22 protein-coding genes and 1 pseudogene are annotated in these 25,088 nt (G+C 46.8%); 12 read left to right on the top strand and 11 right to left on the bottom strand.

Annotated elements, in window-relative coordinates; translation table 11 throughout:
• Positions 1-12: 12 nt before the first annotated feature.
• A complete protein-coding gene (gene proB, locus AOU00_RS01885; protein WP_069289799.1) occupies positions 13-1,218 on the bottom strand; it encodes a glutamate 5-kinase in 1,206 nt (401 codons plus the stop codon).
• Between the two features lie 241 nt (positions 1,219-1,459).
• Entirely contained in the window at positions 1,460-2,641 is a 1,182-nt protein-coding gene (locus tag AOU00_RS01880; protein ID WP_069289798.1) for a pyridoxal phosphate-dependent aminotransferase, read from the bottom strand.
• 176 nt (positions 2,642-2,817) lie between these two features.
• On the opposite strand from AOU00_RS01880, the gene AOU00_RS01875 reads away from it, so the two are divergent.
• From AOU00_RS01875 to AOU00_RS26500, 4 genes are all read left to right on the top strand, one after another.
• Positions 2,818-3,636 carry a carbon-nitrogen family hydrolase gene (locus AOU00_RS01875; RefSeq protein ID WP_069289797.1) on the top strand — a complete coding sequence of 273 codons (819 nt, stop codon included), beginning with the start codon at positions 2,818-2,820 and terminating at the stop codon, positions 3,634-3,636.
• Positions 3,637-3,700: 64 nt separating this feature from the next.
• Positions 3,701-4,711, top strand: a complete 1,011-nt coding sequence (locus tag AOU00_RS01870) for an XRE family transcriptional regulator (RefSeq protein WP_237166258.1) — start codon at positions 3,701-3,703, stop codon at positions 4,709-4,711.
• 3 nt (positions 4,712-4,714) lie between these two features.
• Positions 4,715-5,038 (top strand): DUF3592 domain-containing protein, encoded by a 324-nt coding sequence (locus AOU00_RS26505; protein WP_172828235.1) that lies wholly within the window; start codon positions 4,715-4,717, stop codon positions 5,036-5,038.
• A gap of 82 nt (positions 5,039-5,120) precedes the next feature.
• Positions 5,121-5,261 carry a hypothetical protein gene (locus AOU00_RS26500; RefSeq protein ID WP_023989112.1) on the top strand — a complete coding sequence of 47 codons (141 nt, stop codon included), beginning with the start codon at positions 5,121-5,123 and terminating at the stop codon, positions 5,259-5,261.
• 339 nt (positions 5,262-5,600) lie between these two features.
• On the opposite strand, the gene AOU00_RS01860 is transcribed toward AOU00_RS26500, so the two are convergent.
• Positions 5,601-6,518, bottom strand: a complete 918-nt coding sequence (locus AOU00_RS01860; protein ID WP_069289796.1) for a LysR family transcriptional regulator — start codon at positions 6,516-6,518, stop codon at positions 5,601-5,603.
• Between the two features lie 239 nt (positions 6,519-6,757).
• On the opposite strand from AOU00_RS01860, the gene AOU00_RS01855 reads away from it, so the two are divergent.
• The 3 genes from AOU00_RS01855 to hydG all read left to right on the top strand — a co-directional run bounded on the left by AOU00_RS01855 (position 6,758) and on the right by hydG (position 11,145).
• On the top strand, positions 6,758-8,374 hold the full coding sequence (locus tag AOU00_RS01855) for an alkaline phosphatase (protein WP_069289795.1): 1,617 nt from the start codon (positions 6,758-6,760) through the stop codon (positions 8,372-8,374).
• Positions 8,375-8,624: 250 nt separating this feature from the next.
• Positions 8,625-9,683, top strand: coding sequence for a [FeFe] hydrogenase H-cluster radical SAM maturase HydE (gene hydE / locus AOU00_RS01850; RefSeq protein WP_223822128.1), 1,059 nt, complete (start codon positions 8,625-8,627; stop codon positions 9,681-9,683).
• A gap of 49 nt (positions 9,684-9,732) precedes the next feature.
• Positions 9,733-11,145, top strand: coding sequence for a [FeFe] hydrogenase H-cluster radical SAM maturase HydG (hydG, locus tag AOU00_RS01845; RefSeq protein ID WP_013310651.1), 1,413 nt, complete (start codon positions 9,733-9,735; stop codon positions 11,143-11,145).
• Positions 11,146-11,292: 147 nt separating this feature from the next.
• Here hydG and hydF read toward each other — a convergent pair whose 3' ends face one another.
• The 8 genes from hydF to AOU00_RS01805 form a co-directional block, all read right to left on the bottom strand.
• Positions 11,293-12,546: a [FeFe] hydrogenase H-cluster maturation GTPase HydF gene (hydF, locus tag AOU00_RS01840; protein ID WP_069289793.1), complete on the bottom strand. Its 1,254-nt coding sequence runs from the start codon at positions 12,544-12,546 to the stop codon at positions 11,293-11,295.
• The gene (locus tag AOU00_RS01835; protein WP_081330668.1) at positions 12,533-13,981 is read right to left on the bottom strand and encodes an aspartate ammonia-lyase; all 1,449 of its coding nucleotides are present in this window, start codon (positions 13,979-13,981) and stop codon (positions 12,533-12,535) included. The genes hydF and AOU00_RS01835 overlap by 14 nt, the downstream gene beginning before the upstream one ends.
• Positions 13,978-14,568 (bottom strand): 4Fe-4S dicluster domain-containing protein, encoded by a 591-nt coding sequence (locus AOU00_RS01830; RefSeq protein WP_013310648.1) that lies wholly within the window; start codon positions 14,566-14,568, stop codon positions 13,978-13,980. The genes AOU00_RS01835 and AOU00_RS01830 overlap by 4 nt, the downstream gene beginning before the upstream one ends.
• Positions 14,569-14,633: 65 nt before the next feature.
• Positions 14,634-16,100: a [FeFe] hydrogenase, group A gene (locus AOU00_RS01825; protein WP_081330764.1), complete on the bottom strand. Its 1,467-nt coding sequence runs from the start codon at positions 16,098-16,100 to the stop codon at positions 14,634-14,636.
• 71 nt (positions 16,101-16,171) lie between these two features.
• Positions 16,172-16,822, bottom strand: coding sequence for a 4Fe-4S dicluster domain-containing protein (locus AOU00_RS27535; protein WP_069289791.1), 651 nt, complete (start codon positions 16,820-16,822; stop codon positions 16,172-16,174).
• Positions 16,819-18,981 (bottom strand): formate dehydrogenase subunit alpha, encoded by a 2,163-nt coding sequence (gene fdhF, locus AOU00_RS01815; RefSeq protein ID WP_061831771.1) that lies wholly within the window; start codon positions 18,979-18,981, stop codon positions 16,819-16,821. Before fdhF ends, AOU00_RS27535 begins: the two co-directional genes overlap by 4 nt.
• A 127-nt stretch (positions 18,982-19,108) precedes the next feature.
• Positions 19,109-19,591 (bottom strand): DUF2294 domain-containing protein, encoded by a 483-nt coding sequence (locus tag AOU00_RS01810; RefSeq protein WP_235309619.1) that lies wholly within the window; start codon positions 19,589-19,591, stop codon positions 19,109-19,111.
• Between the two features lie 555 nt (positions 19,592-20,146).
• On the bottom strand, positions 20,147-20,572 hold the full coding sequence (locus tag AOU00_RS01805; protein WP_069289790.1) for a MaoC/PaaZ C-terminal domain-containing protein: 426 nt from the start codon (positions 20,570-20,572) through the stop codon (positions 20,147-20,149).
• A gap of 492 nt (positions 20,573-21,064) precedes the next feature.
• On the opposite strand from AOU00_RS01805, the gene AOU00_RS01800 reads away from it, so the two are divergent.
• The 5 genes and pseudogenes from AOU00_RS01800 to AOU00_RS01790 all read left to right on the top strand — a co-directional run bounded on the left by AOU00_RS01800 (position 21,065) and on the right by AOU00_RS01790 (position 24,960).
• Positions 21,065-22,483, top strand: coding sequence for a helix-turn-helix transcriptional regulator (locus tag AOU00_RS01800; RefSeq protein ID WP_069289789.1), 1,419 nt, complete (start codon positions 21,065-21,067; stop codon positions 22,481-22,483).
• Positions 22,484-22,734: 251 nt separating this feature from the next.
• Positions 22,735-22,869 (top strand): hypothetical protein, encoded by a 135-nt coding sequence (locus tag AOU00_RS27430; RefSeq protein WP_257785363.1) that lies wholly within the window; start codon positions 22,735-22,737, stop codon positions 22,867-22,869.
• A gap of 437 nt (positions 22,870-23,306) precedes the next feature.
• On the top strand, positions 23,307-23,612 hold the full coding sequence (locus AOU00_RS26165) for a hypothetical protein (RefSeq protein WP_155765222.1): 306 nt from the start codon (positions 23,307-23,309) through the stop codon (positions 23,610-23,612).
• 34 nt (positions 23,613-23,646) lie between these two features.
• Positions 23,647-23,966, top strand: a pseudogene (locus tag AOU00_RS26910) (sporulation protein); the annotation flags it as partial.
• Positions 23,967-24,135: 169 nt separating this feature from the next.
• Entirely contained in the window at positions 24,136-24,960 is an 825-nt protein-coding gene (locus AOU00_RS01790) for a discoidin domain-containing protein (RefSeq protein WP_069289787.1), read from the top strand.
• Positions 24,961-25,088 lie beyond the last annotated feature (128 nt).

Here is a 25,088-nt window from a genome sequence, read left to right as displayed (position 1 = left end):
GTTACGGCCTCCCTACATACATAATGTAATCCATTCATCCCTGTGGATCACCTCAAGCCGGTGAATGGGACCAATTTTGCCCACAACCTCGCCGCTGGGTAATCCTTGTACATTTCGGAGCTGTTCATCGTCATAATTGACGATGCCGCGTCCTAACACTTTATTTTCCGGTCCGAGCACCTCAACGACATCTCCGGCATGAAAGCTGCCCTCGACACGTCGTACGCCAACCGGAAGTAGACTGTGTCCTCCGTGAACCAACGCTTCCTCAGCCCCTTCGTCTACATGAACTGCGCCCAGAGGGGTGGACATAAATCCAAGCCACTGTTTTTTCATCGGAAGTGAAGATAGGTGGGTGTCAAAATAAGTTCCCGGTCCGTGTCCTTCGACGGCTGCGTCTAGATCACCATTCGCGCTTACGCGTCCCACATATACAGGTACACCGCCGCGTGTAGCGACTTTGGCAGCTTCGATCTTGGATCGCATGCCGCCAGTACCTACAGACGATCCAGAACCTCCAGCTAATGCATAAATCTCCTCTGTAATTTCTTCGATACGTTCAAAACGTACGGCATTCGGATGCTTGCGCGGATCTGCCGTATATACGCCATCGGTGTCCGTAATGATAATCAGATGCTGAGCTTTGACCAGATTGGCAACCAGCGCGGACAGCATATCGTTATCGCCGAATTTCAATTCGTCAATCGATACAGTATCATTTTCGTTAAAGATCGGGATAACCTGCTGGCGCAGCAATTCTTCTACGGTCATTCCGGCATTATTCATCCGTTTGCGGCTCAAAAAGTCACTACGGGTTAGCAGAACCTGCGCGATCACTAGGTCAAAATCTTTAAAAGCCTGCTCATAGGCCTGCATGAGAAGAGCTTGGCCAACAGCCGCTGCCGCCTGCTTTTCATGCAATAGCTTAGGGCGAAACGGGTACCCAATCTCCCTGAATCCGGCGGCTACTGCGCCTGATGTAACCAGCAGCACTTCATGACCTTTTGCACGAAGCAAGCTGATTTCCCGGGCAAAATAAGCGATGGCTTCCCGATTCAAACCACCTTCCACTCCAGTCAGAGAGCTGCTTCCGATTTTAATGACGATTCGTGTTGACAAGACGTCCACTTCCTTAATTTTACTCTTTTTAATGCAAAAAAACTTCCATCCTTTGTATGCAAAGGACGAAAGTTTGTGCTTCCGCGGTACCACCTTCATTGATGATTCATGATCATCCCACTTGAAACCTGTTAACGGCAGGGACCGCCTGATTGCGCAGGGCGCTCGGGGATAGGAGTTGGGAGAGAGTCCAGGTAAATTCTTGCAGCCTATCGGAATTTACTCTCTGAACAGGACCGAGTCTCTCTTAATAGTCCCTTCAACGCGCTAAATGATATTGGATACAGAATACCACGAAAAGACCAGGTTTGGCAAAGAAGTTGTAGCTGGAAAATACGGCTTAACCAAACAGGTTTAGCTTGCCAATTCGATCAGCCGCCTCGGTCAGTCGAGCTTCTGAGCTCAGCAGCCCCGCTCGCACATATCCTTCGCCGCCGCTTCCGAAGCCGATCCCTGGAGCGACAGCCACCTTGGCTTCCCGCAACAGCAGATCGGCAAAAGAAGCCGAAGTATAGCCCTGCGGCACAGGCAGCCAACTGAAAAAGGAGCCGCTTGGGCGCGTCGCCTTCCAGCCTATTTGCCCAAGTGCATCATAAAAAGCGTTACGGCGTGATTCATAGCGGGCTACCAGCTCGCCTACGCAGTTCTGCGAGGCCGTCAGGGCTGTCGCCGCTGCTGCCTGAATGCCGCCAAACAAGCTTACATAAATATGATCCTGTAGCAGATTAATCATCGAGATGATTTCGGCATTACCGAGCGCGAAACCAACACGCCAGCCCGCCATATTGTACGTTTTGGACAAGGTATAGAACTCAATTCCCACGTCTTTAGCACCCTCTGCCTGGAGGAAGCTCACCGGACGTTCGCCATCAAATCCAATAGCGCCATAGGCGAAATCACTGGCAACCACAATACCGTTACGTTGCGCGAATTCAACCGTATCCTCGTAAAAAGAAAGTGGGGCCGTTGCCGAGGTTGGATTATTCGGATAGTTAAGGAACATTAACTTGGCGCGGCGGCGTTCTTCCTCGGAAATGGCTTCATAATCGGGCAGAAAACGGTTCTCCTCCTTTAATGGGAGAAAAGACATTTCCGCTTTAGCCAAGGCTACGCCAGACCAGTAGTCCGGGTAGCCGGGATCAGGGACGAGACACACATCGCCGGGATTGAGTAAGACTTGCGGCAGCTGAACCAAACCCGTTTTTCCGCCAAACAGGATGGCGACCTCGGTTTCAGGGTTGAGCGTCACACCGTAATCCTCCTGATAGCGCTGGGCAACGGCTTCCTTGAGAAAGCTGTAACCGCGAAATGGCGAATATTTATGATACAGCGGGTTATCCGCTGATTCCTGCAAAGCTTTTACAATATGAGAAGGAGTGGGGGTGTCCGGGTTCCCTTGTCCGAGATTAATGACATCATGTCCCGCCGCAATTTCACGGTTTACATTTTGTACAAGTGTGGCAAAAAATTGAGTAGGTAACTGTTTCATGACGTCAGCGGAGGGAATAGAAAAATGAGTCATCAATACACACGACCTTTTGGAATAGTTTAAGAAATAATCTATCACGATTTTACCGAGTTGTATAGGAGGAATTAAGCTTGCATAGTTGCGTAATCCAGACTGATCGGGCTATGATGGGGGAAAATACCGGATAATGGGTCGCGGAAAGCTCCGGCTCACAAGGAGGATGAAGGATTTTGACGTATCAGGAAGCTCAGCCGTTCAGTGTTGCACTCATACAAGCTCATATAGAGATAGGAAATCCCCCGGAAAACCGCAGTCATATCCGAGCTTTAATGGAACAAGCGATGAAAACCGAACTAAAGCCGGATCTGATTGTCCTGCCGGAAATGTGGAATACGGGCTATGCCTTGGATCGCATTCATGAGCTGGCGGACAAGGAAGGGACGGAGACTCGGGCATGGATAGCAGCATTCGCCGCTACCCATCAAGTGAACGTAGTAGCTGGGTCAATCGCAGAGAAAAAAAGCGACGGTCATGTGTATAATACGATGCTCGTTTTTGACCGCACAGGCAGAGAGGTTGCTTCGTATTCCAAAATTCATCTATTCCGACTTATGGATGAAGAAAAATATTTGCAGCCTGGCGAAGAAAAGGTTTTATTCGCACTGGATGGCGGTATTCAGGCAGGTGCGTCAATCTGCTATGATATCCGTTTTCCTGAACTAGCCCGAAGTTTGGCCTTGTCGGGCGCAAATTTGCTGATCGTACCCGCGGAATGGCCTCATCCCCGGCTTCATCACTGGCGTACCTTGCTGACCGCACGTGCTATAGAAAATCAAATGTATGTCATTGCTTGTAACCGGGTAGGTCGCAGCGGAGATACTGATTTCTTCGGGCATTCGCTTATTATTGATCCATGGGGAGAAATCATTGCTGAGGGCGGAGAGCAGGAGGAGATTCTCACAGGAACAATTGAGTCTGTCTTGGTGCAGGACGTGCGTGGTCGTATTCCGGTGTTTGAAGATCGGCGTCCCTCACTGTATGACCGATAATCAGTGCAGAAAGGAATACTCCATGCTTAAGGAACGCATTGATTTTTTGTGTAAAAAGAAAAACTTGTCCCGTAAAGAGCTGGTAGACGGGCTGGTGACACCCGCACATTTTGCGAATATACTGGCTGACCGTTACCCGTTGGCAGAGGATCTGGCCGAGCAAATTGCTGGGCGTTTAGGTGTAAACCCATCCTACCTCTTGCGTGAAGCGGCAGAGGATGAGGAGACGCTGGCTACAGCGGATAAGATTTTCACAGAGCTGTCCAAGCTGGCTAATCCTGCCACGGAAAGCTATGTGGATCAGCTGGAGGATCGCAACGATTCGCTTGTGGTGGAAATGACGACTTATTTGATGAAGGCCGTATATTACCAGCAATTAAATGACCCAACGGCCTATGAATATTTACATCAGACCTATTTAAATTTTTATTTGGAGAAGTTTGGCCGTTCGGATGAGGTGGAGCTGCCCGCACCGCTAAAAAAAGCAATTTTATTTTATAAAATCCAGTATTTCCGCTCTAAAAATCATTATTATGATGTGCTGAATAACGTTACGCAGCTAAAACGTCTGGTGGAAGAGGGGACGGAAAACTGGCTGAATGCGCAAAACATTATGATGGAGGCCTGTATTCAGGTCAAGCAATTTGATCAGGCGAAGCAGGTATTCGAGCAGACGATGCGCAGGGTATATGATGATCGGCTTTTTCACCGTTTGACGGGCCTGTATGTGGCTTACAGCGGATATTGTTTTGCCATGGGTTCTGTACAGGAAGCACTGTTAACGTTGTCTATGGCTGAGGCCAATTTGGTGTATTTGGAAAATGCACCAGATATGCTCACGACCATCCTGAACAACCGTATTATTATGCTAACATCGATTGGCGAGCTGGATAAGGCTTTGGAGGAAGTAGCACGTTTTGAAGCGCTGATGGGCCGGGAGCGGGAGGAAATGCAGCAGATGATGCTACCTGTTACGCTGATATATCGCTGTGAAATCGTATTTACCCGGAAAAACTGGGGGCTGTTGTCACAGCATTTGGATCAGCTTCGCCAAACCAATCTGACAATAGATTAGCAAATGGTCAAGCAGGGCGTATCGCCTGAACTGTTGGAAGTTGCCAAAACCGGTGAGCAGGCATATGCGAAGGTGCTGGATGTCACACCCATGGGGGAAGCAGGACCTAATAAAATTAAGCTTCAGTTTAAGCTCAGTGTAACGAAAAACAACGGCGATACATTTAATGTAACCACGCAAAAGGATGTTTTTTCTTCCCAACTATCCAAACTGCAGCAGGGAAGTATTATAGAGGTCATTTATTCACCTCAAGATCCTTCAAAATTAGTCTTTAAAACACAAGTGAGTGAAGCCGAGGTACAGCAAGCATTTGGTTCTTCTCGATAATAAAAAAGTTTTTCGATACCTGTTTCAGATACAGCCCATAGGTGTATTATAATAGTATCCCGACACCAGGAGGTTGATAACGATGGATAACCAAAGTAGATCCGAACTGGCGAATAGGGATGGCCTGTCACGGCCGAGAGGCTTAAATAGACAGGTTGTCGGAAACAATTATGAAATGGGCTATGATCAGGATAAAAGTCCACCAGATTTAGGGAGACCCTGATCACAAAAAGGCGAGGACAGGCACTTTGGGATCACACAGCACATTGGAACTGAGGTAGGACACTCTTGGGAGACCAAGGCTAGAGACCTTAAGGAAAGAAGTGATGCGGGATGGATAAAGTGGAGTTTCCGAGCAAGCGTAAAGTAATCAGGCGAGGCTGACATGAAATTCAAATGAACATGAAATGTGGTTCGTTGAAGACAGATGGAAGCAACATCGCAACAGTGTAATCGAACCCGTAAAGTAAATGAAGTATTGAAAGTATAGGGGTGAAGCCCCGGGACCGCCTTCTTCTCTGGCTTTGGCTAGGGAGGAAGACGGTCCTTTTCACATTCGAAGCTACTTTTGAGAAAGTTGCTCGACCGTTTCTCGGAAGGTATCAATAAAGGCTTCGGCAGCTTTAGACAAATAACGTCCGTTTCGGTAAGCAATGGCCAGGGTACGGCTAGGGGTAGGTTCGGCGAGTGGCAATAATGCTGGAACAAACTCGCTGCTGGCGGCCCGGGCGATAAAACGGGGGACGAGTGTCACTCCCATACCTGTCGCTACGAGCGATTGGAGCGTCTCCATATTAGTGCTCTCAAACACCACATTAGGTTCAAAGCCCGCTTGATGACACAAATCCATCGTCAGCTTGCGAAAGCCTTGCCCTTTTTTCAGCACGACAAAAGGCTCATCTTTCAGTTCTTCCATATGCACAGGCTGCGGATGGCCTCCTTTTTTACGCAGGGCTAGGGGGTGACCTGGAGGAACGGCAAGATCAATCCACTCTTCACCGATGGGCACATAGGAAAGTGTAGGTTCAACTAATGGAAGAGATAGCAGGCTGAGATCTGTATCCCCACTGGCAGTTTTTTTCTCCAGATTCATGGATGAATCCTCGACTAACACGATTTCAATGTCCGGATGAGCCTTCTTGAATACAGGCAGCACATGCGGCAGCAAATGAGAACCTGTGATAGGCATACTGCCAACCACAACCTTCCCTTTTCGCAGTTGAGAAATGTCGTCCATTTCCTGCCGGAGCTGCTCGACTGCATCGACTATTTTTTTTGCCTTTTCTACAAAGCTTGCTCCTGCATGTGTTAATTCCACCGTGCTGGTGTTGCGTTGAAATAAAAGTACCCCAAGTTCTTTTTCCAGTTTGGATAATTGTTGGCTCAAAGAGGGCTGAGCAATATGCAGTTTTTCTGCTGCACGTGAGAAGTTTTTTTCCGCTGCAATTTGCAGGGTGTACTGAAGCTGTCTGAATTCCATCGAATTTTGCGCCCCTTGTCTTATAAGTTTTACCTATTACATCATAGACTGATTATACAATAATAAAATGAAATTCCCAATCTTAACGAATCTCATGTGTCACAAGTTTTATATAGATGAAGCGTTTTTATACAAATAGAGTCTTTTAATACAGATAAGCAATCCATTTAACATTCTCCTGATAAAATGTGATTAATCTTAGTTCTGGTTGTACAAAAAAGTATCTGGGAGGAAAATGAATGCTAAAATGTTGGGGGATACATACGAAAAAATCGGTGGCTGCACTCGTAGCGACTATGATGCTAGCAGTAAGCGGTGGGACGGCGATGGCAGTCGAAAAGGACACGTCGATTAAAAACGTAATTATTTTGATTCCAGACGGTATGGCTAATGACGCCACTGCACTGGCTAGATGGTACAAAGGCTCCTCCTTAACTTTAGACAGTATGGCAAGCGGCATGGTGCGTACGCATTCTGCGGATGCTCCAATTGCTGATTCTGCTCCAGCGGGTACTGCTTTTGCCACAGGATATAAATCACATACTGGGTATGTAGGTGTCCTTCCTGATGAAGCGACAATGCCTGGACAACAACCCATTGCAGCGGGTGACGCCAAAAAGCCTGTAGCTTCCATTCTTGAGGCTTCCAAGCTGGCAGGAAAATCGACCGGAGTTATTGCGACTTCCGAGATTATGCATGCGACACCAGCTGATTTTACCGCACATTATCCTGATCGTAAAAATTATGATGCACTCAGCATGCAGCAAGCCTACAACGGGGTTGACGTAGTGTTAGGTGGAGGCGGCAAGTTTTTGGAGGCAGCAGGGCGTAAAGATGGCCAAGATTTGGTAGCCCAAATTAAAGACCAGGGTTATGACTTTGTCACGACACCTGAAGGGTTGAAAAAATCGACCTCCAGCAAGCTCTGGGGCAGCTTTTCTCCCGAAGCCCTTGCGTATAACCTGGATCGCGATGCATCCAAGGAACCTAGTCTGGCGGAAATGACATCGAAAGCAATTGATGTGTTGTCCAAAAACGATAAAGGCTTCTTCTTAATGGTAGAAGGCAGTAAAGTGGATTGGGCCGCCCATGCAAATGATCCAACCGGAATTATCAGTGACGTGCTTTCATTTGACGATGCAGTGAAAGTTGCTGTGGATTACGCCAAACAAAACCAAAATACAGTCGTCGTAGCAGTGACAGACCACGGAAATGGTGGATTGACGATTGGTAGCAGCGATACAACTAGCAATTATGATAAAACACCTTTAGCTTCTTTTATAGACCCGCTGAAAAAAGCGAAGCTGACGGGTGAAGGCTTGGAAGCCAAGCTGAATGCAGATCGCAGCAATATTAAAGAGGTGCTTTCCACATATTTTGGCATCACCGATTTGACAGACGAAGAAGTAAAAACCATTAAAGATGCCAAAGAAGGCAGCATGAACTATGCTGTCGGACCGATCATTAGCAAACGTGCGAATATTGGCTGGACTACAGGCGGACATACAGGAGGCGATGTCGTGTTGTACACGTATGCGCCGAACGGAGACCGTCCAACCGGTGTAATCGACAATACAGATGTCAATAAATATATGACACGTGTGCTTGGACTGGATTTGGATACGGTCAGCAAGCAGCTGTTTGTTCCTGCAAAAGCCGCTTTTGAAGCTAAAGGAGCCAAGTTTACTGCGGATACGAAAGTCATTACAGTGACCAAAGGCAGTAACAAGCTGGAGCTTCCAGTATACAAAAATATAGCTACGCTGAATGGCAAAAATACCAAGCTCAACGGTGTAGTTGTATTTAACGGCGTTGATTATTTTGTACCCCAGCAGGCGATTGATTTGATTCAGTAGTAGGCAGAACCATCGACAAGGGCTGTTTCTTCCTTTAGAGGAAGAGACAGCTTTTTTGTGTGTTGATATAAATGTGTATTTTTTGGGGCAGAAGTTGGAGGCGGTTTTTATAAGATGGGATTTTTTGTGAAACTAATCACGTTACAACCTCTCCGATATTGCTAGAATAATACATGTACGGTACAAGCCGCTGATGATGTGAAGTCCGGATGGACGAGGGAAGAAGGGATGAGTCACGGACGAATTATTACTGCGTCTAGCTGACGGCAAGGAATGGACGCATACGGAAATGATGGAGCTGCTGACACGTCTGGATGATGAGCCGACGCTACGGGCTCAACTGAGACACCTGGCAGCTCGCACCAAATTGGAGCGCTATGGCAAAGGTGTTTTTTTACGGGGATTAATTGAATTCTCCAGTATATGTCGTCAGGACTGCATGTACTGTGGGCTGCGCGCTTCGAATAAACAGGCAGATCGTTACCGTTTGCAGCCAGAAGAAATTCTGGCCTGTTGTGCGGAGGGGTATGAACTCGGTTATCGGACCTTTGTGCTGCAAAGTGGGGAAGATTACTGGTTTACTGCAGCCCGGCTGACGAAATTGATTCGGGAAATTAAAAGCCGTTTTGCGGATGTGGCGGTTACACTGTCCATCGGTGAACGGGATGATGAAACTTATGAGCAATTATACGAGGCTGGCGCGGACCGTTTTTTGCTGCGGCATGAGACAGCTTCTCCCCATTTGTACGCCAAGCTGCATCCGACGATGACGATGGAAAGCAGGCGCAGCCGTCTGCTGGCTTTGCAACGAATCGGTTTTCAGATCGGGGCCGGATGTATGGTGGGGTTACCAGGACAAACGAATAGTGAATTAGCAGACGATTTGGTCTATCTACACAGCCTGTCACCAGATATGATCGGGATTGGTCCCTTTTTACCGCATAGCAACACGCCGCTTCGGGATGCCAGTCAGGGGAGCATGGAAAAGGCACTCGATATTATTTCGTTATCCCGATTGGTCGTTCCAGATGCACTTATTCCGGCGTCTACGGCAATGGGAACGATTCATCCCCAAGGCAGGGAGAAGGCGCTTCAGGCGGGAGCAAATGTGGTGATGCCCAATTTGTCACCACTGGCGGTGAGACCTAAGTACGCGATTTATGAGAATAAAATATGTTTGGGCGATGAGTCTGCCCAATGTCGACATTGCCTGGAACTGCGGATTCGCGGAGCGGGATTTGAAGTCGATATGGGGCGCGGCGATAGTTTGAGGGTGCAACGACAGCTTATGAGACAGGAAACTTTGTGAGGCCATAACGGAAACATTGCAGTAACCATAAATAAGGAGATGGGTATACGTGAGTGGAGTACGAGAGAAAGTGTCGGCGGATTTTATTAATGAAGCAGAAATTATGGCGGCAGTGGAGCAGGGGAAACAAGAGGCAACAGATCGACACCGTATTTTAGAAATTTTAGAAAAGGGGAGAGCCTGCCGGGGACTGAGTGCGAGTGAAGCGGCGGCTCTTTTGCATGTGGATGATCCTGAATTATTGGAAGAGATGTTCAAATCTTCGAGGGCAGTCAAAGAACAAATTTATGGCAACCGGATTGTGCTGTTCGCCCCTTTATATGTAAGCAACCACTGCGTGAATAACTGTGAATATTGTGGTTATAAACATACCAATGACAGCTTTACTCGTAGCCGTCTGACACCGGAGGAATTGGTGGAGGAGGTTAGAGTGCTTCAAGAACTGGGACACAAGCGGCTCGTGCTGGAAGCGGGGGAAGACCCAGTCCATTGTCCCATTGACTATATCGTCGATTGTCTGCGTCAGATCTATGAGGTCAAGGTAGATAACGGCAGCATACGGCGGATCAATGTGAATATTGCATCCACAACCGAGGAGGACTATCGGAAGCTGGCAGAGGTAGGCATTGGTACGTATATTTTATTTCAGGAAACGTATCATCGGGAAAGCTATCGTAAATTCCACCTACAGGGACCGAAGCGGGACTTTGATTGGCACACCACCGCAATGGACAGAGCCATGCGTGCGGGTATAGATGATGTGGGGATCGGTGTGTTGTACGGCTTGTATGATTTCCGCTATGAGACTGTCGCGATGCTGAAACATGCTGAGCACTTGGAAGAAGCCTTTGGCTGCGGTCCTCATACGGTTTCAGTTCCACGATTGCGTCCGGCTGAAAATGTAGATCTGGAGCGATATCCGTACCTGGTCAACGATGAGGATTTTATGAAAATTGTATCCGTTCTTCGACTGGCTGTCCCTTATGCTGGTATGATCCTGTCCACTCGCGAGGAGCCGGAATATAGAGACCGCGTCATTGGTCTAGGCGTGTCGCAGATTAGTGCAGGTTCAGCTACAGGTGTAGGGGCATATGCAAAACAGGAAACTGATGATAAACCTCAATTTGAGGTGGGGGATCATCGCTCACCATCGGAAATTATTAAAAGTTTGTGCCGTGGCGGATATATGCCGAGCTATTGCACAGCTTGCTACCGTGAGGGGCGAACTGGGGATCGTTTCATGGAGCTTGCCAAATCAGGACAAATTCATAATGTGTGCCAGCCGAATTCGCTGCTGACCTTCCAAGAATATCTGCTGGATTATGGGGATGAGGAGGCGCGTGAACTGGGAGCTGCCGCTCTGCGAGAGAATCTGGAGCGTATACCACGTGAATCGACGCGCCGTTTGACGCTTGACAGACTGGAACGACTGGAAGCAGGCGAACGTGATTTGTATTTTTAGCAATTTATATTATTCGTAGTATCATTTCACGCTATGAAAATTCTCATGATTTATAATAGAACTTGAAAATGAAAAGCAGTCGCGTTGGAATCAGCGCGACTGCTTTTGTGTGTCTGGAAAAAAATATTAATGATGAGATGAGGTCTTTTAGGAATAACTGCCGGCTTCTACAGCTTGCTCCCATGCCAGCATAGCAGATGGGAAGCATTCAATAGCACGGGGAAAGACCCCCTGTACATAAGCGATGAAAATACCATAGTTCACAATCGGCACCCCGGCAGCTTTTGTTTCCGACATTCGATGAAGCATCGTACGCCGATTGAGCATGCATGCACCGCAATGAATAACCAGTGCGTATTCGCTCAGATCATCAGGGAAGCTGGAGCCGGATGCATGCTCGATGATGAGACGTTTGCCTATAGTTTGGCGGAGCCAGCGGGGAATTTTCACTCGACCAATATCGTCAGATTGGCATTGGTGAGTGCAGGCTTCGGCAATGAGTACACGGTCTCCATCCTTGAGGCGATCAATGGCTCTTGCACCTCGTACCAGTTCGTCCAGATCGCCTTTATGACGGGCAAACAGAATGGAAAAAGAGGTAAGAGGCACATCCTTAGGTGTGTCGGCCGCTACTTTCATAAAAACCTGTGAATCGGTAATGACCAAGCGAGGCTTGCGTCCCAATCTCTCCAGCGTCAATCGTAGTTCATGTTCTTTGGTCACTACAGCGATGGCATCACTCTCTAGTGTATCGCGGATTGTTTGCTGCTGTGGCAGGATCAATCGGCCTTTTGGTGCAGCTTTGTCGATGGGAACGACCAGCACAACAACATCGCCGGGTGACAACAGGTCACCGACGATACGGAAACGATCCTCGTTTTGAGGGAGCGTATTAGTAATAGCTTTTTTCAGTTCCGTGTCTCCCCAAAGCAAAGATGCACTGAAAGGAATCAGGGTGAGATCCAGTTCAGTTGCCAGCTTTGTAGCCGTATTATCTGATTCAGTAAGGGTATCTATCTTATTCAATACCCCAATAACAGGAATCTTTTTGGTGCGGAGCTTTTCGAGCAGCTCATGCTCGAATGGTCCGACACCAACGGTGGCGTCGATAACGAGCAAGGCCAAGTCTGTACTATTAAGTATTTCGAGCGTTTTGTTGCGGCGCAGCTCCCCGATCTCACCCTCATCGTCCAGTCCGGCGGTATCCACCAGAACAATGGGACCCGCTGGGAGCAGCTCCATTGGTTTGAAAACGGGGTCCGTGGTCGTTCCTCCTACAGGAGATACCACAGCGACGGGCTGACCAGTCAGGGTGTTCAGAATGCTGGATTTGCCTGCGTTGCGGCGACCGAGCAGGACGATATGTGGTCGATTGCTACGAGGGGTATCATTCATTCCCATGGTGAGTTCCTTCTTCCTGTCCCGGAATTCCGGGCTTGGTTACTGTATAGGGATGGCATAATTGGTCAATCCGCGAACGGGTCAGTAGGCCGCGATCTTCTACAATATCCTCTGGTGCGCGACCTTGCACAATGGCTGCAGATGCAATAGAGGCAGCTTCATCATAGCCAAGCTCCGCGACCAGCGCAGAAGCCATCACGGCAGAGTTACGCAGATTTGTAGTACAGCGTTCCTCACGCACGATCAGGCCACGCACACATCGCTCCTCGAATAGTCGAACCGCGCTGTTCAGAATATGTAGCGATTCCAGCAGCGATTCGGCAATCAGCGGCAGGAATGCGTTTAGCTCCAACTGACCGGAGGCAGCGGCCATAGTGATAGCCGCATCTTCGGCTATCACACGCATGGCTGTGAGTCCTGCCATTTCAGCTATTACCGGATTGACCTTGCCAGGCATAATAGAGGATCCCGCCTGAACTGGAGGCAGCGTGTATTCGCCAAAACCACCGAAAGGACCAGAGGCCAGTAGGCGAAAATCGCCAGATATTTTGTACAGATTCACGGCGGCTGATTTGAGTAGACCGGACACCTCCACAAAGACATCCATATTTTGAATCGGGTCCATTGGGTGGTCACTGCGACTCAGTCCAAAGCCAGTCTCATCCGCCAGCTTTTCGACCATCCGATAGCTGTATGCGCGGGGCGCGTTCATACCTGTGCCAATCGCCGTGCCCCCAATAGGGATTTCCCGCAGCCGCTCTTCAGCTTTATAGAGACGCCAGCGGTCGCGCGCTATAGCCTTTGCGTAGGCACCAAAGCCCTGCCCGGCCATCATGGGCAGAGCATCCATTAGCTGAGTGCGACCTAGCTTAAGCAAGTCGGCATATTCTGTTTCTTTGTGCTGTAAAGCATCTTGTAACGAAGACATCGTGTCACATAAAGGCCGAAGCAGCCGTATCGCTGCAATTCGTAGCGCTGTCGGATAGACATCATTCGTAGACTGGCAGCAGTTCACATCATCCAGCGGATGTAAAATCTCATACTGCCCTGGTCTGCCTCCCAGCTGTACGATGGCCAAATTAGCAATGACCTCATTTACATTCATATGGGTACTGGTGCCTGCGCCGCCTTGCATGGCATCCACGGTAAACATATGTTGATGCCTCCCGGCGAGTATTTCGTCGCAGGCATTTACAATGGCAGAGGCCCGTTGGGCAGGAAGCCGTTTCTGCTCACCATTTACTTGAGCGGCTACTTTTTTTACCAACACAAGAGCGTGAATCAGGTTTTTGTTCACAGGCCTGCCACTGACCGCAAAATTGTTCATCGCGCGTGCGGTGTGAATGCCGTAAAAGGCATCTGCGGGAATTTCCATCTCTCCTAGCGCATCCCGCTCGGTTCGCGTATTTGTAGGCAGAGGGAAACCTTCGGTCATAGACCCGTTGCCGGAATGCGTGTCATATGCAGTAGCTGACGTGCACTTGCAGCGCGTTTTTCCTCTACCCGGGCATGAACCAGATCTGGCTCGACCAGCTTGAGGGCTTGTGTTGGACATTTACCAATGCAGGCTGGGCCGCCGTCGACACCTTCGCATAAATCACATTTGCTAGCAATCATGCGTTCTTTGGGTTGCAAACGTCCTGACATATTGGTATACAATCCGTCCTGCACTACAGGCTGCCCGTTTCGATACTCGGGTACCATGGTAATCGCGCCGTAAGGGCACGCGATCATGCAGGTTTTACAGCCAATGCAGCTTTCACTATTAATGAGAATGCAGCCATCTGCATTCGTAATGGAGCCGTTCGGACAAGCGTTGGCGCATGGGGCATCCTCACAGTGACGACACTGAACGGGTGCAGTGACTCCAAATGATTTGATAACCTTCAGACGAGGGTGAAAATGAAACTCATCATCCGGCGAGATAAAAGGGTTCTCCGCTGAATGTGCGATGACACATGCGATTTCACAGGTACGACAGCCGATACACTGATCGGGATCAGCTAAAACAAAACGGTTCATACAATTCGACTCCTCTCTAACTAACGACAAATATAATGTATACAGCATAAAAATAACTTAACGTATTAATGAATGGAGTAACCCGTATCCCCTTTGGTGGAAATAGTGCTACTGCGGCTTTGCTTGCCGGGCCCCCGTTGTTGGAAGGTCGTGTGCAGCAGATGATGCGATACATGACCCAGCGGCTCACCTAGAAATTCATCATAAAGTTTGATGATGTGAGGGTTCTCATGCGATTTTCGTACCTGGTGTGCAGCATCATGTCCATAGATGGAGGATTTACGTGCCCGATAAGCTTCAATTCGATGCTTTTCTAACATGAGCTTGGGTTGTCCCCCTCCGCTGATACATCCAGCAGGGCAGCCCATCACCTCAATAAAATGATAATCACATTCGCCCGCCTGGACACGATCCAATAGCTGATAGGCATGTTGTAGCCCGGCGACGACCGCTACCTTGAGCTGGAGCTTGCCTACCTGAACCTCAGCTACTCGAATGCCTTCCTCACCACGAACAAAATCGAGTTGGAGCTTCGGTAGTTTTTCATTTGTCAGCAGCTCGTAACCTGTACGGATGGCAGCTTCCATGACTCCTCCGGTGACTCCAAAAATGGAGCCTGCACCTGAATATTGTCCTAACGGTGAATCGAATTCTTCATCAGGCAGGTTCGCAAAATCAATTCCACGCTGCTTGATCCAGTATGCAAGTTCACGCGTGGTCAGTACCTCATCCACATCACGGTAACCGTCAGATTCCATTTCGGGACGATCGCACTCAAATTGTTTACAGGTACATGGCATGATGGCAACGCTGTATATATTCGCAGGTTCCACCTCGTCTAGTTGTGCGCCATAAGATTTGATTAGCGCTCCTAACATTTGCATCGGAGATTTGCAGCTGGATAGATGGTCTAGCAGATCGGGATATTCTATTTCTGCAAATCGGACCCATGCTGGACAGCAGGATGTGAACATAGGTAAGGGACCGCCTTCGGTCACGCGACGAATCAATTCAGTGCCTTCCTCCATGATGGTCACGTCAGCTCCAAAGTTGGTGTCGTATACTCGATCGAAGCCAAGGCGGCGCAAAGCAGCAGCCATTTTCCCAGGCGTCAAGGTGCCGAACGGCATTCCGAATTCCTCCGCGAGTGAAACACGAATGGCAGGAGCACATTGGACGATCCGAAACTGTCCAGGTTTGGTCATCATATCGGCTACCTTATTCAAGTTGTAGCTATAATAGGCAGCGAATAGCGGCTCTCTGATGTCGGCAGGCATATCGCGTTCTTGGATACGTTCCAGCCGTCTAGCGGCGCCTTCCTGTGGAGATGAACCTGCCCAGTCAGATGCGTATACGCTGCATATTTGTACACATTGACCGCAAATAACACATCGGTCTGCATTAACGGTTTGCGGTTCTCCGGGCAGTCCCTCTATGGCATCTACTGGACAAACCTCAGCACAACGTCTGCATCCCGTGCAGAGCGTAGGGTCAATATGAATGACAGGGTCTGTGCAATCAGTCGTCTTCATACAAGGAGGTGAAGAGATCTTGTCTATTGTGGTTGACATGTTTTTCTACCTTTCTGCGGCTGATTTTGACCTTATAGGCGTGGGAAAAAGACTTCCCGCCGAGGCTCTGGAGGTGAGTCGGATATACCTTTGGCCAGCCGTAGGACATGATTCGGGCAGGCCTCTACACATGCAGGCTTTCCGTTCTCTGTTTCCGCGCACAGATCGCATTTGCTTGCCGCGGTGCGGGGAAGGGCGACTCGATTTGCACGGTGAGTCAGGCCGGACTGCGTTACAACGTGTCCTGCCCGGTAGACCGGAGACACCTCAATCGCCCCGAAAGGGCAGGCCAAAACACAGAAGGTACAGCCGATACATCGTTCCTCATCTATCATGACGACGCCGTCCTCCTGACGAATGGCCTGTACCGGACAGGCATGTGCGCAGGGGGCATTTTCGCAATGCCGGCATTGCACCGGCACATACATCTCCCCTGTACGTACAACATACACCTTGGGTAAAACAGGTACGCTGACGGTTCCGACCGAAGCTCCTATACCGTTAGCCTGACTGTGAACGGCGAAGCACGCCAGTTCACAGGCTTTGCAGCCGATGCACTGCCCGGCGTCTGCGACTACAAAAGAAGAAGCAACAGTGCTTGTTCTACTGGCTGCTCCCATTCTATTCGTCGAAGCTGACCGGTTATCTGTCGGACGGTGCATCATATTCCCTGTGCCGCTCATCTCGTCACCTTATCAGCCAAAACAGCTTCCTGGACGTTCATCTGTCTGCGAATCCGTTGGTACGATTCATGTACATCACGTTCGGCCTGCACTTGGTCGGCGATCCGTTCCAGACGGATGGCACAGTATTTTAATTCCGGGGTTTTGGATACCGGATCGAGAAAATCAGCGGTCAGCTCGTTACATGCTCCAACCCACCAGTGATAGGTCATGTAGGTCGCACCTTGTTGCACACGGTCACTGATTTGTGCCCGTGCCATGATGCGTCCACGACGGGAGGATATGGCAACAATTTCACCATCCAGAATATTCAGATCTGCTCCGTCTTCTGGGCTAATCTGAATAAAGCCAGGCTCATCAGACAACTGGCGCAGCGCGCGGCAATTGCCAGTCATGGTACGCACGGAATAGTGACCTACCTCACGGACTGTGGACAAGACAAGCGGGTATTTTGCATCCGGTTGTTCTTGTGGCGGACGCCATTCGCAGGCGAATAATCTGCCTTTGCCACTAGGTGTCGAAAATTGATTTCCTTTATACAAATACGGTGTACCTGGATGATCCTCGGTAGGGCAAGGCCATTGAACGCCGCCTTGCTGCTCCATCTTTTGGTAGCTGGCACCCGAGAATAATGGGCTGAGGCTGCGCATTTCATCCCAAATTTCCTCTGTGTTTGCATAGGACATAGGGTAGCCCATGGCGGTAGCAACCTCGCTAATAATAGCCCAGTCTGGCTTAACATCACCCTGTGGCTCAACGGCTTTGCGGATGCGCTGAAAGCCCCGATCTGCCGAAGAATATACACCGTCATGCTCGCCCCAAGCAGTAGAAGGGAGGATGACATCGGCGTGCAGCGCTGTTTTGTTCATGAAAATATCCTGAACCACGACAAATTCCAATTGGTCTAGGGCTTCACGCAACTCGGCGGCGTTCGGATCACTTTGTACAGGGTCCTCTCCGAAAATGTAATAAGCTTTCAGCTTGTTCTCCTTCAGGATGAGGTGCGGTACCTCCGTAAGTGGATAGCCCTTTTTACGTGGCAGCTCAACACCCCATGCTTTTTCAAACTTTTTGCGAGCTGTGTTGTCTGTTACATCCTGATAGCCAGGGTACACATTCGGCAAAGCGCCCATATCACAGGACCCCTGTACATTGTTTTGTCCCCGTACTGGTCCGATACCGACATTCGGCTTGCCCAGATTTCCCGTCAACAGTGCAAGGGAAGCGAGCCCCTTTACCACATCAACGGCCTGTGAAAATTGACATACGCCCATTCCGTACAAAATTGTAGCGGTAGGGGCCTTTGCATATTCCCTCATAGCCGCCCGGATATCGGCCGCCTTGACCCCCGTAATGCCTTCCGCATATTCGGGAGTATATTTTTTAATGCTGTCTACGTATTCGGCAAATCCTTCTGTGTTTGCTTCCACATATCGTTTGTCGTACAGTCCTTCATGCACAAGTACATGACCAAAAGCGTTCACCAAAGCCATGTTTGAACCGCCCTTTAGGGGTAGCCACATATTCGAAATACGAGCTGTTTCGGTCATGCGCGGATCGCATACAATAATCTTCGCGCCTCTTTGCTTGGCAGCTACAATGCGTCTTGCGACGATCGGATGTGTTTCGGGTGCATTATATCCAAACACGAAAATGAGATCAGAGTGTTCAATTTCAGGAATAGAGTTGGACATAGCTCCATCTCCGAGCGAGTAAGTCAAACCTGCCACAGAAGGGCCGTGGCATACACGAGCGCAATGGTCAATATTGTTCGTGCCAATGACCGCCCGCATGAACTTTTGCATGACATAATTGGCTTCATTTCCCGGACCGCGTGCGGAGCCCGTTCCCATAATGGAGTCGGGTCCGTATTTTTCCTTAATTGCTGACAGCCGTTCGGCAGTATATTGAATGGCTTCCTTCCACTCCACTTCCTCCATAACTCCATTTTTGCGAATCATGGGCTTGCGCAAGCGTGCAGTCAGAATTTGTGGGTCATTCAAAAAATCCCATCCATAGTGTCCTTTCAGACACAACGTTCCTTCATTCGTACGACCACCAGCCGGCTCTGCGCCAATTACCTGTCCTTTTTCCACCAGCAAATGAAGCTGACAACCGCTCCCGCAGTAGGGACATACGGTCAATACCTTGTCTGCCATAAGTGCAGCACCTCTTTTATATGAAATAGATGAAACTCGTAACATAAAAAAAGCCAATACAAAAATGCCGCTTTACGCTGCATCCTGTACTGGCTTATCCGCGAGCGAGGAGACAAGCTCCTTCCCGCTAATCCAACCGGTGTATGTGTTGTAGTTCTAGAGAAATGATAATGTGTCCGTCTCCATGGACGGAGGGGCAGACCTCCCAAGTATAAGTGAAGGGACTGCCGAGTGTTTTTTCGGCTTCGTTCATAAACTCCTTTTCCAGATAGGGACGAAGGACGTTCCAATATTCCCTGACCTTGTCCTCGGCCCCTTCATGAACGAGAATTTCGGACAAATTAGACAATGTACCTCGAATTTCTACCGTAATCCGGAGCGGCGAATCCAGTGAAACCTTGACGTTGTCCGGTCCTTTTCCACGGTAGTGCTTGACAATACATACGGCCAACTTCCTGATGCGCTCACGGTATTCCAATTCGGTATTCAACATCTGGACACTCCGCTTCGAATCAAAATAAAGGCGTACTTGCCGCGCATGCCAGACAGCCTGTGTAGCTGGTTTTAGAACAAAATGTAACCGTCCCGACCCAAGTGGTCTGCCCAGCACGGCGTATCACCCTTCTATGGTAGAACAGGTTGACCCGGAAAGATGTGAAATTCATTACACTGAACCAAAAATTTACATAGATTAGACCACTCTTGAAGTAGCTATACCTCTATGGTTTGTATGATGCTTCTCATTCCGTCGTGTTGTTTGTACAGTTCCAATACAAAAGCAGTGGAATGACATACTATGGGCTGAGATTAGTAAATGGCATTCTCAAAGCCCTCTATACTGAAATGGCTCAGTGCAAATCTCAGAGATTTATAGTGAATTATTCATTTATATGATTTGCAATATCAATTTATTATTATTACATAACTCCAGAAGGCATAGATATGTTATCCAAGATGGTGGTAAAGTACAAGATGTAGAATCTATGCGATATTCAGTTTGTAGAAGGGCAACGTCAAGGTCGCCAAATGAAGGCTTAGTAGGAATTACTGCAACGTGTGGCTGAACATGAAGCCGCAAGTCAAGCCACGTTAGAATAAAGAGAAGAGGTCCGTGCTAAAATGCATGGACCTCTTCAAACCTGTAATAATTGATTTTTATGAAACTTTACTGTTTAACCAGAACGGATAAATCGCCTTCAAAAACTTGCTCCTCTTTCTTGTTGAAAGTCGACAGCAACACAGTAACGAGTCCTGTTCCATTCCTCATCTCTTTTACTCCAATCACTTCAACAATGGTGTACAATTCGTCGCCTGGATATACTGGTTTAATAAATTTAATATTATTCATAGCAGTTCCAGCAATAACCTCATCACCGTAACTGCCTGTTTCAACCCAAAGCTTAAAAGAAACAGCTAATGTTTGAATTCCTGAAGCGATAATTCCATTAAATCTGCCTTGTAATGCTTTCTCTTCATCTAAATGCATATATTGCGGGTCAAACTCCCTTGCAAATCTGGTAATATCCTTTTTAGTTAATTTTAAAGACTTGGTTTTAAATACTTGTCCGATATAAAATTTATGAAACCGCATTATTACACCTCTTGATTAAATTATTTGCTTATTTATAGAGTAGCATAATATCACCAATCAAGTTAAACTGCCCGTTAGCTTAATGACGTATTGTCCGTCTACAACTTTATATTCACCGAACAATATTTCCCTTTAAAACTCGTAGCGTTATAGCAGCAAATTAATTTAAGATACAAGTATGAAAAGCCTCTGATAATTCAGCGGATTTTTGTAGTCCCACTCAGCAAGTAACCCTCCGTACTTTTGTACAGTCAGATCAATGTAAGTGTCTGTTTTTTGAAGGATTATATTTCTATTACCATAAGTCTCACTGGTAACAGTGGCAAGGTTATTTGACTGCAATGTAAAATGACTCTTTGGAACTGCTTATTTTATATACTTCGATATTCGATGCAAATAAATAAAAATTATTGACAACTGTTAAATTATGGACAACAATAGAATGCAATAATATATAAATATTGGTACTTCTGTATGGAGGGTGGTTTATCTATGAAAGTTACACCCACGATTAGAGCAGAATTGGAACAATATCTAAAACAAGAAGGTTTGAGCATGATGGAGTTTGGGCATATAGCGGGCATGAATAGGGGGATAGTAAGTAGCATAGTGTCAGGCAATAAATCTATGTCTGTTAACCAGATAGATCGCATTACCGAGGCTATGGGTTTACCAGAAGGCTACTTTTACGACCTATTTATAGAAAACTACATCATCGACACCCCCCCGAATATGAGACGAATAGAGCCATTTTTGTATCGTTGTGCGGAATTGGGCAAGCTGGATGCGATCCGTCGAGTGGTAGGAACCATTATGGACAACCTACTCTATTCGCCTAAACTATTTGATATGGCAGAAGTGCTATTAGCACAGGGACGACATGATGCTGCGTTGCTGTTCTATGAGGGTGTAGCTGAAACGGAGAAGTACCAACATTCTGAACGATTGGCGATCTGTCAGTATCGAATGTTCACGATTCAGGTTGGTGACGATCAAAGCCGCAATCTCAAGGCAGCTACGTTGTTCGAGCCTTACATTGAACGTCTGGATGAAATGGACCAACTTGACGCATTAAAGGATTTGGCGAACGTGTACAGGTCTTTGCGTAAGTGGGACAAGGTTGAGGAAATGGCAAGGCAAATGAGAGGGAAAGCTGAAGTACAATATTCCATAAAGCATCAGCAGAAGAATCGAAAGAACAGGGAGCATGAAAAGGAAACCAGAAATCCGTTATTTGGATACATTGCTTACGCCGATTTGTTGTGTGCTAGTGTTTGTGAAGCCCAAGGCGATTATCAACAAGCTCTACTATATACATACGCCTATACGAATTTAGATTGGGTCAAAGAGACTGATGAAGATACTCAACACTGGGTAAACTTGTTCAGTCAGTGGGCAGAAGGTAACACGTACGTCAATAAACTCCTGTCTGGAGATGTTAGCGTGCTGCCAGACTATGTTGAATATATAGCGGCAACATCAACCGCTAATGAAAATGAGAAACTCTCAAAGCTGTTGAACGTTATGATAGCGGCTAACCGATATGAAATAGATGTGGATGATGTCCTTTCACGTTTTGAAACAAATATTAATTCATTTGCTCAACTCCCAACATCATCTGATATATATACCCAACAAGTAATACCAGACTATTTCGCATGGTTTGCTTACGAAATGGCTCATTATTATTTACATCGGGTGAAATACAGTGATGGCTTTAAATACTTGATGTATGCAATGGCAAAGTCACATATAATAACTAATGAAACAAACTTTATAAATTGTATTGGTCTGTTTATGCGTTTTCAAGTCCATGCGACTCCTGAAATCAAAACAGAGTTCTCCAATCTAATTGAAAAGGTGTGGTTAAGTAATGTTGAAAAAAATGGCATTGTTAATTGTTGCGAGTAGCTTTTTGTTTTTTATAACTGTACCCGCTGACAATCATGAGCAGCTTATTCAGACCCTTGTACAAATTGGGGGATTCTAAAGCTAAAGAAAGCTCTGCCGACCATAAGGTTAGCAGAGCTTTCTTCAGTGCAGGAATTACCACAGAATTCACCGATGTAGTTTGAATTTAGAGTAGATATGAAAAGAACTACCAGATTGTAGTCGGAAGTCTCTTTCAGGTAGACCAAATCAAAAAAATAGGAAGGGAATTTATGAAGAAAAGAATATTTATTTTCTCGATTTTATCTTTAGCTATAGCAACTACGATAGGGGTTGCTTCAGCTTCAGCAAGTACAACTAGCGAAAATACCATAATTTCCCAAAGATCGGGTGAAGCGCAACTGTAGGAGAATCCTTTAATGTCCCTAAAGGATGGGGGCATGTTAAACTTCGTATGAAGAATCACTCTGATCATCCAGTAAAGGTGAGTTTAATTCACAACGGTTCAAACAAACTATATATTGATGCATTAGTAATCACTCCTCACGACACAGTTACTTGGAAATCTACTGATGAAGGTATCACCAACGGTTTGCGTTCTGGATACTACACACTTCAGTGGAGAGGCAGCGATTATAAAGTTAATGGGGAAACATGGGGGGTAGCTGGTTCACAGCCTGGAGACATCTAACTTGTCCTAGTTAAACGACGTTATTGGGGGGGATGATGCGTCGTTCAAGATAGCAAGGGAATTAGTCTCTTAATTGGTTTGTGGGAATTTCTTTATTATCGAGCAGTTTGAATTTAGAGTAGATGTAAAGATGGGCTCGGCTGGATTGATTTTGTGGGTTCTTTTTCCACAGGAACAGGCTTTGCAAATGCAAGTAGTGACGTAGCTAATCCAAAAGGTGTTGTAACTCCACAAGCTTACACAGAGCATGTCATTAATTATGTAAGAAACAATCAATTTAAAACTTGGGCAAATGATTGGGAAGACTATGCAGCTACAGAAGTAGGTTATAAGGACTTGAACTTCCTAAACGGGTATAGGCTCGATTCTATCTCTATTAGTTATACCGACTCCACATGCGAATTATTAGCAGGATGCACCCGTTACAAAATTCAAACTTATAATTATTCCACATATTAATAGATCATCGGTAGCAAGCCAATAAGCAGTAGCTGAGTATACACTGGAGTTTCCGAGTTCGTGCTATCCAGAAATGGGAGCACACATCAAAGATGCTATAGCAGTCGGCCATTCTGACGTATGTACTATTGACCGGGACGGAGCTGAAGAAACTCGCAAGAGTCTTTAAAAGATGTTCCTACAAAAAAGTGATTTGACCGCGACGAGTGACCGTTGGCGATGTGCGCTGAAGATGGCGCAGGTGCTGATATCCGATACATAACCCTTAGTGACAACAGGGGAACAGGATCTTGGGTAAGTAATCAGTTAAATAAGTATAATGATGGTACAAAGGTGAGATTTATTGTGAAATAAGGATGAGAGACGCTACTGGTTATCAGCCGATAGGGTCTTTTTTTATACCCATTAAAAAATAAATATGCAAATATTTAGATTATATTTATAGATTAGCAAGTTTATGTTTAGACACAATTCCTCAATTAAATTATTCTTAGTTCTATTAAACCTATTGGAGGATTATTTAATGAAGAAAGCATGTATAACAATTTTATTTTTAGTTCTTTTATCTCTTCCCTTATCCAATGTTTTTGCAGCCGAAGCAGAGTATTCAGAAAATCTAGTTCCACATATGACAACTAACATTTTGCCATCTGGAGTAGCAAGCGCAAGTAATGAATATTCATACGCATATGAGGCGTTTAACAAGGAATTTGCTACTATTGCTAGTGCGTGGACATCAAGTACAACTGCTGCTTGGCTAAGATATGACTTTCCTAAACCCGAAGTTATTGAGCAATATGTTATATATCCACAGACAACGGCAACTGACCGTGCCCCTAAAAATTGGACTTTCGAAGGCTCAAATGATGGGATGACTTGGAACGTGCTAGATACCCAGTCAAATATCACTGGATGGGTAAATAGCACTCCGAAAAAATTCACTTTTTCTAATTCTAATTCATACAAGGATTATAGAATTAATATTACAGGAAATAATGGAAGTCAGTATCTAGCTCTTAGCGAATTAGAGATGATGTCTAAAGTGTCAAGCTCCACTCCTAATCCAGGAACAGAGGAACCAACTCCAAACACAGAGGAACCAACTCCAAACGGAGATCGTGCAATTCTGGTAGTCACCATGACGACTGGCTTAGAGAAAGAATTTGATTTGAGTATGCAAGAGGTCAATGACTTCATTGCATGGTATGAGGCTAAGCAAGCAGGTTCTGGATCAGCTTCATACGCAATCAATAAGCACGATAACAATAAAGGCCCATTCAGCAGCCGCAAGGATTACATGCTGTTTGATCGTATCCTTACGTTTGAAGTAAGTGAATACTCTAAATAAATCAAAAAGCTCAGCTGACCTTAATGGGTCGACTGAGCTTTTTTTGTTAAGAAGCCCTTCCTTTAATCAAGACCTCGCATAGCCTATGGAGTAGGAGTACCCTAAAATAAAGGAGGCGTTACGTGTGG

The organism is Paenibacillus polymyxa (assembly GCF_001719045.1).
Lineage (GTDB): Bacteria > Bacillota > Bacilli > Paenibacillales > Paenibacillaceae > Paenibacillus > Paenibacillus polymyxa_B.
This window is presented reverse-complemented; position numbering and strand designations above follow the sequence as displayed.